The following is a 12936-nucleotide window of genomic DNA, read 5'->3' as shown; positions in this document are numbered from 1 at the left end:
GAAACCAACCGGGCAGGAAATGCAGACAAACCCCTTCAATCTGATGCTGAGACGGCTCATCGGCTTTGCCGGTGTCATGTTCGTTCTCTCGGCCATGATCTTTATCCTGGCGCGCATCGTTCCGGGCGATCCTGCCCGCATTTCGCTTGGCCCGAGTGCCTCCCAGCAGCAGGTCGAGGCGATGCGTCAGGAAATGGGGCTGGATGCGCCGCTTGTGCAACAATATGCCGATTATGTCTGGCGCGGCGTGCAGGGCGATTTTGGCAAATCGCTGATATCAGGGCGCCATGTCAGCGATGAAATACTGACACTTCTTCCCGCGACTCTGGAGCTTGTCATCGTGACGGTGCTTTTGATCGTCGCGGTGTCGATCCCGCTCGGCGTCCTGACAGCACGGTACCGCAACAGCTGGATCGATAATATCGGCCGGTTCTTTTCTATCGTCGGAGTGACGATGCCGAGCTTTCTGTTTGCCATCCTGCTTCAGCTTCTTGCAGCGAATTTCCTTACCGATTGGCCCGTGCTCGGGCGCATCAACTATACGCTTGAACTGCCTGACGGGCCGACAGGAATGCTGCTCATCGATTCTGTCATTCACGGCGACTGGCAGGTCTTTGGCAGCGCGCTGCGGCATATCCTGTTTCCTTCGCTGGCGCTCGCCATGGCCGGGATCGGGCAGATAACGCGCATCACCCGTTCGGCGATGATCGAACATCAGCGGCGCGATCATGTGCTGACGCTGAAATCCTTTGGCGTGCCGGACCGGGTGATCGTCTTTCGCTATCTATTGAAGCTCTCGTCCATCGCACCGCTGACAATCATGGGGCTCGAATTCGCCTCATTGATCGGAAACGCCTTTGTCGTCGAGCTTGTCTTTTCCTGGGGCGGATTTGCTTCCTATGGACTGGAAGCCATCCTGCAAAAGGACCTCAACGCGGTCATGGCTGTGGTGCTGGTCTCCGGTTTCTTCTTCGTCGTCGCCAATCTGCTCATCGATATCGTCCTGATGGTGATTGATCCGCGCCTGCGCTTCAAGGAGGCGAACTGATGTCGATTACCTCCAACAATGAACCGCAGGTGCTCTCGGCCCGCTACATGGCCTGGTACAGGTTTTCGCGCAATCCATCGGCGGTCGCGGGCGGTCTGATCGTCATCTCGGTGATCTTCGTTGCGATCTTCGCACCGCTTCTCGCGCCCTATCCTGACGATGTCGGCGCGGCTGTGAATTTCCGCATCCGCCACATGGCGCCCGACGGGGAGCACTGGATGGGCACGGACAAGGTGGGAAGGGATATTCTCACGCGTGTCATTTTCGGCTTTCGCATCTCTCTGCTGCTCGTTGTCGGTGTTCTCGGATTTGCCGTGCCCATCGGAACGGCGCTTGGCATGCTTGCCGGCTACTTCAGCGGAATGACGGAAAAGGTCATTACCGGATTCACCAACGTGATGCTGGCAATTCCTCCGCTGATCATGGCGCTGGCAATCGGCAATGTGCTTGAGCCCAATCTTGTCAATGCGATGCTCGCCATTACGCTGTTGTGGTGGACCTGGCACGCACGGCTTATCTACCGGGTCTCAAAATCAATCGCCACGGAAGATTTTGTCGAGGCGGCGCGGCTCGCTGGCGCAAGCCACTGGCACGTTCTGACACGCGAAATTCTGCCGAACTGCGTTTCGGTCATTTCGGTCAAAACGACGCTCGATGCGGCCTTTGTCATTCTTTTTGGCGCGACGCTTTCCTTCCTCGGTCTTGGCGTCAAACCGCCGACACCGGACCTTGGCTCAATGGTTGCCGACGGGCGTCAGTTCCTGCCTGAAATGTGGTGGGAGGTGTTGGGTCCGGGATTCGCCATCTTCTACGCCACGCTCGGCTTCAACCTGCTTGGCGACGGCCTTCGCGACATGTTCGATGTGGAGGTTTGAGCGTTGAGCAGTCTTCTTGAAATTCAGGATCTGAACGTCTCCTTCCGCAATTACGGCATACAGAGCAATGTCCTGAAGGATGTCGAATTGCGGATTCCCGAAGGCGGACGTGTTGCACTGATTGGCGAGACGGGTTCCGGCAAGTCGGTCACCAGCAAGACAATTCTGGGAACATTGCCCGAAAATGCCATCGTCGAAAGCGGCAGCATCCGCTTCGAAGGCGAGGACGTGCTTGCCCTCTCGCAGGGAAAACGCGAGGCAATGAAGGGCACCGCCTTTTCGATCATCATGCAGGACCCGCTCAGCTCGTTTAACCCGGTATTCCGTATCGGCCGGCATCTTGATGATGTTCTGCGCTTTGCGGACAGGCGGCTTGGGGAAAGTTCCAGTGTTGCGGACCGGCGGCGGCGCATAGACAGGGTTTTGCGGCAGGTACAGCTGTCCGACACGGACCGGGTCTTCAACGCCTATCCGTCGCAGCTTTCTGGCGGCATGCGCCAGCGGGTGCTGATCGGGCTTGCGCTCCTGCATCAGCCGCGGCTGTTGATCGCGGATGAACCGGGCACGGCGCTGGATGTGACGACACAGGACGAGATCATGAAGCTGATCAACCGCCTGGTTTCAGAAAACGGCCTGTCGTTGCTGATGATAACCCACAATCTCGGCGTCGTGCGCAAGATGGCCGACGACATTTATGTCATGCGCCACGGGGAGATCGTGGAACACGGATCGCTGACGACGCTCTTCAAGACGCCGCAGCAAGCCTATACGCGCGAGCTGATCGCCGCCATTCCCCCGCTTTACGGTCCTGGCGTGGAAGACCAGGAACCGGTCGAGACGGAGCCGATCATCTCGCTTTCGAATGTCTCGAAATCCTTCCAGGAAAAGCTACTTTTCGGGCGCGGACGTTCCCATCTCGCCGTCAAGGATGTGTCGCTGTCGGTCGGCAGGGGAGAGATATTCGGCCTTGCCGGGGAGTCCGGGTCAGGAAAGACCACGGTTGCCCGAATGATCATGGGACTGATCCGCGCGACGAGCGGCAAGATCGCCGTCGATGGCGATGCGGTTGGCGAGAAAGGGCAGGGACCGGATTTTCGCCGCCTCATTCAGATCGTCTATCAGAATCCCGGAACGTCGCTCAATCCGAAGCGCACCGTCGGCCAGACATTGTCTGTGCCGCTTCGATTTGCCGGCCTCAGCGGAAGCGAGGTTGAAAAGCGCATTCATGAGTTGCTCGCCCATGTGGAACTTGCGCCTCATTACATCTCCAAATATCCGCACGAGCTTTCCGGCGGGCAGAAGCAGCGCGTGGCGATTGCCCGTGCACTTGCCGCCGATCCGAAAATCATCGTTCTCGACGAGCCGACATCGGCGCTGGACGTTTCCGTGCAGAAGAACGTTATCGATCTGTTGCAGCGGCTGCGCGACGAACTCGGCCTGACGTTCCTGTTCATCTCGCATGATCTTTCGCTGATGCGCAATTTCTGCAGCCGGATCGCCATCATGCTGCGGGGCGAACTGGTCGAGACCGGTGAGCCGCGTGCCGTCTTCGCCGATCCCAAACACCCCTATACGCGTGCACTGATCGCCGCCGTTCCGGTGATGAGCGACGAGGAAGACCGCCTGAAACCCAAGACAAGTCTGGAAGAACAGCGCCGGTATCTCGCCGATACCGTGGCTTGACCGCAAACAAAGAAAATAAGGAGAGTATCGTGTATCGACTAGGAATTGATGTTGGCGGAACCAACACGGATGCGGTCATCATGCAGGGCCGCGACGTGCTGGCCGGCTTCAAGGCCTCGACAACGCAGGATGTGACAACCGGTGTCATCGAGGCTCTCGAGGGTGCAATCGGCAAGGCCGGCGTCGATCGCGCGCAAATCGACAAGGTGATGATCGGCACGACGCATTTCACCAATGCGGTGATCGAGCGCAAGCATATCAATCCTGTAGCCGCGATCAGGCTTGGGTTGCCGGCAACGGCGTGCCTGCCGCCGATGGTCGACTGGCCGTCGGAGCTGCGCTCTGCGGCCGGGGACAATGGTTACCTTGTGCGCGGCGGCTACGAATTCGACGGACGCGAGATCGCGCCGCTCGATGAAGAGGAACTGGACCGCATCTGCGACGATATCACTGTCCGCAAGATCCAGGTTGCATCCGTCAGCTCGGTCTTCAGCCCGATCAATCAGGAGATGGAAAAGGTCGCGCGTGAGCACCTGCTGCGCAAATGCCCCGACCTTTCCGTGGTGCTCTCAAGCGATATCGGCCGCATCGGGCTGCTCGAACGCGAAAGCGCGGCGATCATGAATGCGAGCCTGCTTTCGCTCAGCGAACGCACGGTTGATGCTTTTGCCAACGCGCTCCAGTCCGCCGGCCTGAAATGCGCATTCTTCATAACCCAGAATGACGGCACGCTGATGGGTGCCGAGATGGTCAAGCGTTTTCCTGTGCTGACCTTCGCATCAGGGCCGACAAACTCGATGCGCGGTGCTGCATTCCTGACCGGGGAGCGCAACGGCATCGTTGTCGATATCGGCGGCACAACGACCGACGTCGGTGCACTGCAGCACGGATTTCCGCGACAGGCCGCAACCGTTGTCGATATCGGTGGCGTGCGCACCAATTTCCGCATGCCCGATGTGTTCTCCGTCGGCCTTGGCGGCGGTTCTCTCGTCAGGAGAAACGACAGCGGCGAGGTAACCGTCGGTCCGCAGTCCGTCGGTTTCCGCATCACCAGCGAAGCCCGCGTCTTTGGCGGTGATACGCTGACCGCAACCGATATTGCCGTTGCCAGGGGCGAGGCGGATATTGGCGATGCTTCAAGGGTTGCCGATCTTGACCGTGACACCGTTGACAGGGCGCGCGATGCCATAACCACGCTCCTGCAACGCGCTGTTGAACGCAGCCGTATTTCTCCTGAACCGATCCCGGTTATTGCGGTCGGCGGCGGTTCTATCCTGATGCCGGACAAGCTGGCCGATCTTGATGTTGTGCGGCCGGAGAACTTCGCCGTTGCAAATGCGGTGGGCGCGGCCATTGCCCAGATAAGCGGTGAGGTGGACCGCATCTATTCCCTCGAAAACGGGCTGACGCGCGACGAATGCCTCAAACAGGCCGAAGACGAAGCCACGCAAAAGGCAGTTTCCTCCGGTGCGTCTCCTGAAACCATCGAGACCATTGAGCGCGAGGACGTGCCGCTGGCTTACCTGCCGGGCAATGCAACGCGCATCCATGTCAAGGTCGTTGGAGAAATGGGGGGAGCGAATGCTGTCGAGGCACCCTGATCTCATTTCCATCGGCGAAGACGATATCGAGGCGCTCGAAGTCGGTGCCGCCATCCTCGGCACCGGCGGCGGTGGCAACCCCTATGTCGGCAAGCTGCGGGCGCTGCAGGTTCTGCGCGAAGGCCGCAAGATGCGTATCCTGCCGCTTCAGTCCCTGCCGGACGATGCCAAGGTTGTCTCGGTCGGTGGCATCGGCGCGCCGCTCATATCGCATGAACGCATCAAGGAAGGGCGTGAGGGGCTGCGTTGCATCCGTGCCCTGGAAGAACGCCTCGGTTTCAAGATCGATGCCATCGCCTGCGAGGAAATCGGCGGCCAGAACGCGATGGAACCGCTGATTGTCGCCGCGTTGGCAGATCTTCCGGTGGTCGATTGCGACGGCATGGGGCGGGCGTTCCCCGAAATGCAGATGACCACCTATTCGATCTATGGCCACCGCAGCACGCCGAGTGTCATGTGCGACCTGCACGGCAATGTCGTTATCTTCGATCATGCCGCATCGGAGCTGTGGCATGAACGCCTTGCCCGGGCCTGTGTGATCGCACAGGGCGGCGCATCGACGCTGGCAAGCGCACCCATGCCCGGTGTCTTTGTCAAACGTTTCGCCATTCCCGATTCCTACACAAAAGCGATCTCGCTCGGGCGGACGGTTCGCGAGGCGCAGAGCCAAAACAGGGATCCGGTCGAGGCAATCTGTGCGTTCGAAGACGGGCTGCAGGTATTCACCGGCAAGATCAGCGATGTCAAACGCGAACTGAAGGGCGGCTTTGTGACGGGTGAAGCCCGGATCGACGGGTTTGACGCGCATGACGGCGACGAAGCGACAATACTGATCCAGAACGAGAACCTGGTGTTTTCCCGCAATGGCCGCACGGAAGTCATCGTGCCGGATCTCATCGTCATTCTGGATATCGACACGGGCGAAGCGATTACCACGGAATTGCTGCGTTATGGCCAGCGGATCAGCGTGCTGGCGCTGCCGTGCCATCCGCTTCTGCGCACGCCGGAAGCTCTCAAGGTCGTGGGGCCGCCCGGATTCGGGCTCGGTCACTTGAATTATCTGCCTCTTGAAGAGGCGAACGCGCTGCAAACAGGCGCGAGGAAAGGTGCACAGCAATGAGTTCCTACACGATTACCGGAGATGAGATGGAAGCAATCGCCACAGGCGGCGCATTCCTTGGCACAGGCGGCGGGGGTGATCCCTATATCGGTAAACTGATGGCCCAGTCGGCGATCGAGGAGCACGGGCCGGTCAAGGTCATTTCACCCGAGGATGTGCCGGATGACTGGCTTTGTGTGCCGGTGTGCATGATGGGCGCGCCGACCGTTATGGTGGAAAAACTGCCGAGCGGCGATGAAGCGGGCCGGGCACTCGAACAGCTCGAAGCCTATCTCGGCCGCAAGGCAGATGCACTCATCTGTATCGAGGCGGGCGGGCTCAATTCGACGATCCCCTTTGCGGTGGCGGCGGCAACAGGTCTGCCGCTTATCGACGGCGACGGTATGGGCCGCGCCTTTCCAGAACTGCAGATGGTGAGCTTTACCATGCAGGGCGTTGATGCAACGCCCATGGTGATTACCGATGAGAAAGGCAACAGCTCGGTCATCAAGGCGATATCCAATCTGTGGACGGAAAGACTGGCGCGCTCGCAGACGATCCAGATGGGTGGTGCGGCGCTTGTAGCGCTCTATCCGATGAGCGGTTCTGATGTCAAAAAAGGCATTCTTCGCAATACTTTATCGCTCATTCTTGAGATTGGCAGGATTATCACCGGCGAGCGTGCCGGAAACCGCAATCCTGCGGAGGCGCTCATAGAGAGGCTGAACGGCAAGAGGCTGCTGACGGGACGTGTCGTTGATATCGAACGCAAGACCGAGGGCGGATTTGCGCGCGGCCAGGCAACGCTGAAAGGCATGGATGAGGATGAGGGCGCCACTTTCAAGGTGAATTTCCAGAATGAGTTCCTTATTGCTCTCAACGACCGGGAGCAGACGCTGGCGGTTACGCCCGATCTGATCTGCGCGGTCGATGCCGATGGCGGACTGCCGGTGACCACCGAGCAACTGCGCTACGGCCTTGCCGTCACCATGATCGGCCTGCCTTGCGATGCACAATGGCGGACCGAGGCCGGGATCGAGCTCGTGGGGCCCGGATATTTCGGCTACCCGCAGGCCTATACGCCGCTCGAAGAACTGCCCCTTTGAAAATCAGCAACGTGAATTCCAGCAAGTACAAACGGAAAGTGGAGGAAGTGAAATGAGAAAATTCAAAATGGGACTGGCGTTCGCCGCCGCTCTGGCGGCCTCGACGGCGATCAGCACGCCGTCAACAGCCGATGACAAGGTAACGCTCGTCGTCAATACGGTGCAGATTTTCGGCACGATCGATCCTGCGAAGATCAATGACTACACCGAATATATGGCGGCGGTGAACCTTTATGACGGCCTGACAACGGTCAACAGCGCCGGGCAGGTGGTGCCGCAGCTTGCCGAAAGCTGGTCGGTTTCCGGTGATGACACCAAGTACACGTTCAAGCTGAAACAGGGCGCAACATTCCAGGACGGCAGCCCGGTAGAGGCAAAGGATGTCGTTTTTTCCATGAAGCGGATGCTGTCGATCAACAAAGGTCCGTCGTATCTCTTTGCTGACCTCATCAAGCCAGACAATGTCAAAGAGGTCGACGCACAGACGGTCGAAATAACGCTTAACCGTGTCTATTCGCCGTTTTTGTCCAACACGCCGCTCATCCTGGTGGTCAATTCCGATCTTGTGACCGAGCAAAATGACGGCGAATGGGGCGAAACCTACCTTGCCGACAATTCCGCCGGTGCCGGGCCTTACCGGCTCGACGGCTGGACACGCGGCGCGCAGATGATGATGAGCCGCTACGACAACTACCATGCGGGCTGGCCCAACCAGAAGCCGATCGACAATCTGCGATTTGTCGTCACCCGAGATGAAGCGACGATCAAGGCGCTTGCCACCAAGGGCGAGCTTGGTATGTCCTCGCAATATCAAAGCAGCGAGACCTATGACGCTGTCGCCAAGTTGCCGGACTACAAGATCATCGCGGCCGATACGGCCACGGGCTTTTATCTCAAGCTGAACAACCAGGTTCCGCCGACCGACGATGTACACGTGCGGCGGGCGATTGCCTACGCGATGGACTACGATACGATCCGTGAGGTGATCTTCCCGGGCGGCCAGTTGAACGGCCCATTGGCGCCGGTTTTTGCCGATGCTTATCTCGATAGTCTGCCGGCGCCGGAATACAATCTGGAAAAGGCCAAGGAAGAGTTGGCCAAATCCAAATATGCCGGCAATGGGCCGATCAAGATCTCGCACGGCTATGTGGCCAAAACCGCGTTCGAAGAAGAGATCGGCCTGCTGTTCAAATCGGCGCTTGAATCCATCGGTTTCGAGGTGGATCTTCAGCCCGAACCCTGGAACCGCATAACGGAGCTGGCCGCGACGGTCGAGACGACGCCCAATGCCACACAGGTATTTTACGGGCCGACCTATCCGTCGCCGGATTCGGTCTTCTATGTCCAGTACCATTCCAACGCCAAGGGCACCTGGGCCTCAATGGAATGGGTGATGAGCGACGAAATCGACGCCTTGATCGACGAATCGCGCAGCACCACCGATCCGGCCAAGCAGAACGAGCTCTACAAGACCATTCAGCAAAAGCTCCACGAAATGCAGTCGGATGTGTTCCTGCTCACACAGAAGAAGCGCTTTGCCGCCAACAAGTGCCTGCAGGGCTATGCCTGGGTGCCGATGCAGAGCTGGGACACCGATTTTTCCCGCTACTGGTGGAGCTGCGACCAATAAGCTGCTGATTCACTCCCAAGAAGAGGCTAACTTGCCCCCGGTCTGCGACCGGGGGTTTTTTGTTGGGGGTGTTGAATTATGAGTGAGTTCGGGATCCACAATTCAGGCGGAGTGCAACGCCCGCTTCGAGCCCAAAGTGACTGGCCTTTCAACTATCGCTAGATTGTATTCAACAATTCTATGTGGAGTGCACGGAACTTTGCCAAAGATTGAAGTTAACCAATGGTTGGAACACGACGGCGGCCCAAATCGAATTTTTAAGCAGGACAATGGCCCCTACGCAGAAATCCCCCTTGGTGAGGGGGTGGGGCTATCTCAGTTCGGCGTACACTTGGAACGCCTTCCTCCAGGCTCACGGTCATCTCATCGCCACTGGCATGAGACCGAAGATGAGTTCGTCTATGTGATCTCGGGGGAACTTGTCTTGATTGAGGATAAGGAAACTCTGCTCCAAGCAGGCGATGCTGCAGGTTGGAAGGCAGGTCAACCGACAGCTCACTGCCTTGAGAACCGTTCGGCCACCGAAGCCGTGATGCTGGTCGTTGGAACACGGTCGGATGAAGGCGTCGTCCATTATCCCGACCATGATGTGATCTTCCGCCGAAGCAAAAACGGAAGCAGGTTCACACGCTCAGATGGATCGCCAATCGACCTCGAAACTTGAACGACTGCTTTAAGTGATGGATTCAATTGATCGCCGCTACACACAAATTTAGTGCACTGAATCCTACTTGGTTTCGGTGACGATCTTTCGGATGATATCGGCGAAATAGGATGCGGCCGGGGTGAGGGCTGTGTTTGCGCGGGTGCTGAGTCCGACCGAGCCCATGGTCGAATCCGTGTCGACCGGAAGCGTTACGAATTTTCCGCTGTCGATTTCAGCGGATACAACGCCGCGCGATATGATCCAGATCGCCTGATAGTGCTCCACGAAGGTGCGCCCGAAGGCATCTGACACGGTCTCGATGACCTGTTCGGGTTCGGTGATTCCCTGTTCGATGAACAGTCGGTCGACAAAGGGCCGGATGATCGACTGCCGGGTGGGAACCAGAACCGGGTAACTGTTGAGCGCGTCAACGGCAAACTGCTTGCGCCTTGCCAGCGGGTGGTCGGCGCGAACGGCAAAGATCACGTTGTCGCGGAACAGCGGCTCGAAGTTGAGGCCCTGCATGGTTTCGGGCGCCGGCAGCCGTCCCATGACGAGATCGAGTTCACCGTTGCGCAACTGGTCGAGCAGTGCGCGATTTTCGCCGGTGATGACCTTCAGGCGGTTTCGCATGCCTGATTTCAGAAACTTCGAAACGGCCTCCGGAACAATCGTCGCGGAAACCGTCGGCAGTGCGCCGAGCCGTATCTTCGGACCGTCGGCGACACTGAGCTCAGCGAGTGCATTGATGCCGTTTCTTGCCGATGCAAGACTGCTGCCGGCATGACGAAGGAATACCTCGCCGTGATGCGAAATGCGGATGCCGCGTCCCTCACGTTCGACAAGCGGACGACCGCAAATATCCTCCAGCTCCCGTATCGTCCGCGTGACCGCAGGCTGGGTGAGATGAAGGTTTTCAGCCGCCCGGCTGACACTTTTCTGGCGGGCGACCTCGACAAAGGTTTCAAGATGCCGAAGTTTGATCCTGCGCAGTGAACTCATATCAGTTTCGCTATTTTTTTCGTTTGATTATTCATTATTCATTCCTTTTGAAACATGTAAATATGTATTCAAGAGGAATTATCGACTGCATTTTTCGCATGGTGTCCGTCAATCCGGCATGGTTTCCTTTGCCGGAGGGCCTGAAAATCGCGAATTGATTTTTCCGGAAGCGAACTCTGGAATGGAGCGGCCATGTCAAAGGACAAGCCAATGTCCGACAAATATGCGACCGGTATGGAAACGCGGCGCCGCGTGCTTGGCGAAGCATATGTCGATCGTGCGGAGCAACGAAGGTCGACATTCGATGATCCCTTTCAGAACCTCATCGTCGAATCTGCCTGGGGGCATGTCTGGTCTCGGCCGCAGTGGACGCCGCGTGAACGATCCATGGTTACGATTGCCCTGCTTGCCGCCCTTGGCCACGATGAAGAAGTCGCCATGCATGTGCGCGCCTGCGCCAATACGGGAGCGACGCCCGAAGATATCCGCGAAGCGCTGCTGCATGTTGCCATCTATGCCGGAGTGCCGGCCGCGAACCGGGCGATCAAAATCGCAAAACGGACCTTTGATGAAATGGAAGCAGAAGCAGGCGGGGAGACTGACAATGCGTAATACCACACCCGAAACGGGCGCATTTTTTGTGCGCGACCGCGCCTGGCACCCGAAGGCATACACGCCCGACTACAAGACCAGCGTGGCCAGATCGCCGCAACGGGCGCTGTTGTCGCTGGAAAACACAATCAGCGAGATTACCGGTCCGGTTTTCGGCCCTGACCTGTTAGGCGAACTCGACAACGATCTTATCCACAATTTCGCCAAGCCGGGTGAGAGCGCCATAGGCGAGCGGATCATCGTTCACGGCAAAGTCCTCGACGAGCGCGGCAGGGGCGTTTCCGGTGCCCTGCTGGAATTCTGGCAGGCCAATGCCGCCGGGCGTTACCGCCACAAAAAAGAAGGCTACATGGCTCCGCTCGATCCGAATTTCGGCGGCTGCGGGCGGACCATTACAGACGATGAAGGCTATTACGCGTTCAGAACTGTAAAGCCCGGGCCATATCCCTGGCCGAACGGTATCAATGACTGGCGCCCGTCTCACATCCATTTTTCGATTTTCGGGCACGGCTTTGCCCAGCGGCTGATCACGCAGATGTATTTCGAGGGCGACCCGCTCATTCCACTGTGCCCGATCGTGCGCACGATTTCCGATCAGGCTGCCATCGACCAGCTCGTTGCGCCGCTCGATATGGCAAGCACCATCCCCATGGATGCGCGCGCCTACAAATTCGACATCGTATTGCGCGGACGACGCTCGACGATGTTCGAAAACCGCATGGAGGGCAACTAGAGCAAACCCGGGTTAGCTTGAATCATTTGATGGCGGAAAATCGGTCCACTCGGCAAGGCGCGTGGGGCATCGGGCAAGTGGCGCAACGACGCCGATGGGCCGATTTTCCCCACCCTGGAAAGGAAAGAAAATGTTGATAATCAATAGTGAATGGGCCGGGCGATTTTGCCCCCTGACGTCGTTGGCCCGCGCTTGTGGTGGGTTGGCACCACGGCGCGCAATCCGCCTCGTCAGCGACCAAAATCGCCTCGGTCAAATGTTTCAATCTAACCCGGATTTGCTCTAGATGGTTCAGCCGCTCAACAGGTTCAAGGAAAGCCCTTCCCAGACCGCCGGTCCCTATGTCCATATCGGCCTGGCGCCGAATGCTACCGACATATCCGGTATCTATGAAGAGGATCTTGGCGCTGCCATGGTCAACGACAAGACAAAGGGCGAGAGGATTACGATCACCGGGCAGGTCATCGACGGAACCGGAACGCCCCTCAAGGACGCATTGCTGGAAATCTGGCAGGCGGACGGTGCAGGCCTTTATAACAGCCCGTCTGAAATGCGCGGAACGGCGGATCCCAATTTCACGGGCTGGGGACGCCAGCCCTCGGACATGGAAACGGGCGTCTACCGTTTCGACACGATCAAGCCGGGGCGGGTTCCCTTTGTCGACGGACGGTTGCAGGCGCCGCATGTCAGTTTCTGGATCGTGGCGCGCGGCATCAATCTCGGCCTTCACACGCGCATGTATTTTGCCGATGAAAAGACGGCGAACGACGAAGACCCGGTGCTTGCACGCGTCGAGCACAGGAACCGCGTGCCGACGCTGCTCGCTGAACGCGATGGTGATGGCTATCGCTTTGACATTCACCTTCAGGGTGAAAACGAAACAATATTCTTCGATATCTGA

12 protein-coding genes are annotated in these 12936 nt (G+C 58.1%); 11 read left to right on the top strand and 1 reads right to left on the bottom strand.

Annotated features, from left to right (window positions below; translation table 11 throughout):
- Nucleotides 1-19: 19 nt before the first annotated feature.
- From ABVT35_RS15105 to ABVT35_RS15070, 8 genes are all read left to right on the top strand, one after another.
- Nucleotides 20-1048: an ABC transporter permease gene (locus ABVT35_RS15105; protein WP_368467889.1), complete on the top strand. Its 1029-nt coding sequence runs from the start codon at nt 20-22 to the stop codon at nt 1046-1048.
- Nucleotides 1048-1923 (top strand): ABC transporter permease, encoded by an 876-nt coding sequence (locus ABVT35_RS15100; protein ID WP_368467416.1) that lies wholly within the window; start codon nt 1048-1050, stop codon nt 1921-1923. The genes ABVT35_RS15105 and ABVT35_RS15100 overlap by 1 nt, the downstream gene beginning before the upstream one ends.
- 3 nt (nt 1924-1926) lie before the next feature.
- Nucleotides 1927-3606, top strand: a complete 1680-nt coding sequence (gene nikE, locus ABVT35_RS15095; protein ID WP_368467415.1) for a nickel ABC transporter ATP-binding protein NikE — start codon at nt 1927-1929, stop codon at nt 3604-3606.
- Nucleotides 3607-3635: 29 nt separating this feature from the next.
- Nucleotides 3636-5207, top strand: coding sequence for a hydantoinase/oxoprolinase N-terminal domain-containing protein (locus tag ABVT35_RS15090; RefSeq protein WP_368467414.1), 1572 nt, complete (start codon nt 3636-3638; stop codon nt 5205-5207).
- The gene (locus ABVT35_RS15085; RefSeq protein ID WP_368467413.1) at nt 5188-6327 is read left to right on the top strand and encodes a DUF917 domain-containing protein; all 1140 of its coding nucleotides are present in this window, start codon (nt 5188-5190) and stop codon (nt 6325-6327) included. The genes ABVT35_RS15090 and ABVT35_RS15085 overlap by 20 nt, the downstream gene beginning before the upstream one ends.
- Entirely contained in the window at nt 6324-7412 is a 1089-nt protein-coding gene (locus tag ABVT35_RS15080) for a DUF917 domain-containing protein (protein ID WP_368467412.1), read from the top strand. The genes ABVT35_RS15085 and ABVT35_RS15080 overlap by 4 nt, the downstream gene beginning before the upstream one ends.
- Nucleotides 7413-7464: 52 nt before the next feature.
- Complete coding sequence (locus ABVT35_RS15075) at nt 7465-9042, top strand: ABC transporter substrate-binding protein (protein WP_368467411.1); 1578 nt, start codon at nt 7465-7467, stop codon at nt 9040-9042.
- 199 nt (nt 9043-9241) lie between these two features.
- Nucleotides 9242-9706 (top strand): cupin domain-containing protein, encoded by a 465-nt coding sequence (locus ABVT35_RS15070; RefSeq protein WP_368467410.1) that lies wholly within the window; start codon nt 9242-9244, stop codon nt 9704-9706.
- Between the two features lie 63 nt (nt 9707-9769).
- On the opposite strand, the gene pcaQ is transcribed toward ABVT35_RS15070, so the two are convergent.
- Entirely contained in the window at nt 9770-10690 is a 921-nt protein-coding gene (gene pcaQ / locus ABVT35_RS15065; protein ID WP_368467409.1) for a pca operon transcription factor PcaQ, read from the bottom strand.
- A gap of 192 nt (nt 10691-10882) precedes the next feature.
- Here pcaQ and pcaC point away from each other — a divergent pair, with 192 nt between their 5' ends.
- From pcaC to pcaG, 3 genes are all read left to right on the top strand, one after another.
- Complete coding sequence (pcaC, locus tag ABVT35_RS15060; protein WP_368467408.1) at nt 10883-11302, top strand: 4-carboxymuconolactone decarboxylase; 420 nt, start codon at nt 10883-10885, stop codon at nt 11300-11302.
- The gene (gene pcaH / locus ABVT35_RS15055) at nt 11295-12035 is read left to right on the top strand and encodes a protocatechuate 3,4-dioxygenase subunit beta (RefSeq protein WP_368467407.1); all 741 of its coding nucleotides are present in this window, start codon (nt 11295-11297) and stop codon (nt 12033-12035) included. The genes pcaC and pcaH overlap by 8 nt, the downstream gene beginning before the upstream one ends.
- Before the next feature lie 286 nt (nt 12036-12321).
- On the top strand, nt 12322-12936 hold the full coding sequence (gene pcaG, locus ABVT35_RS15050; RefSeq protein WP_368467406.1) for a protocatechuate 3,4-dioxygenase subunit alpha: 615 nt from the start codon (nt 12322-12324) through the stop codon (nt 12934-12936).

The organism is Hoeflea sp. TYP-13, assembly GCF_040932035.1.
In the GTDB taxonomy this organism is placed as follows: Bacteria; Pseudomonadota; Alphaproteobacteria; order Rhizobiales; family Rhizobiaceae; genus Hoeflea_A.
This window is presented reverse-complemented; position numbering and strand designations above follow the sequence as displayed.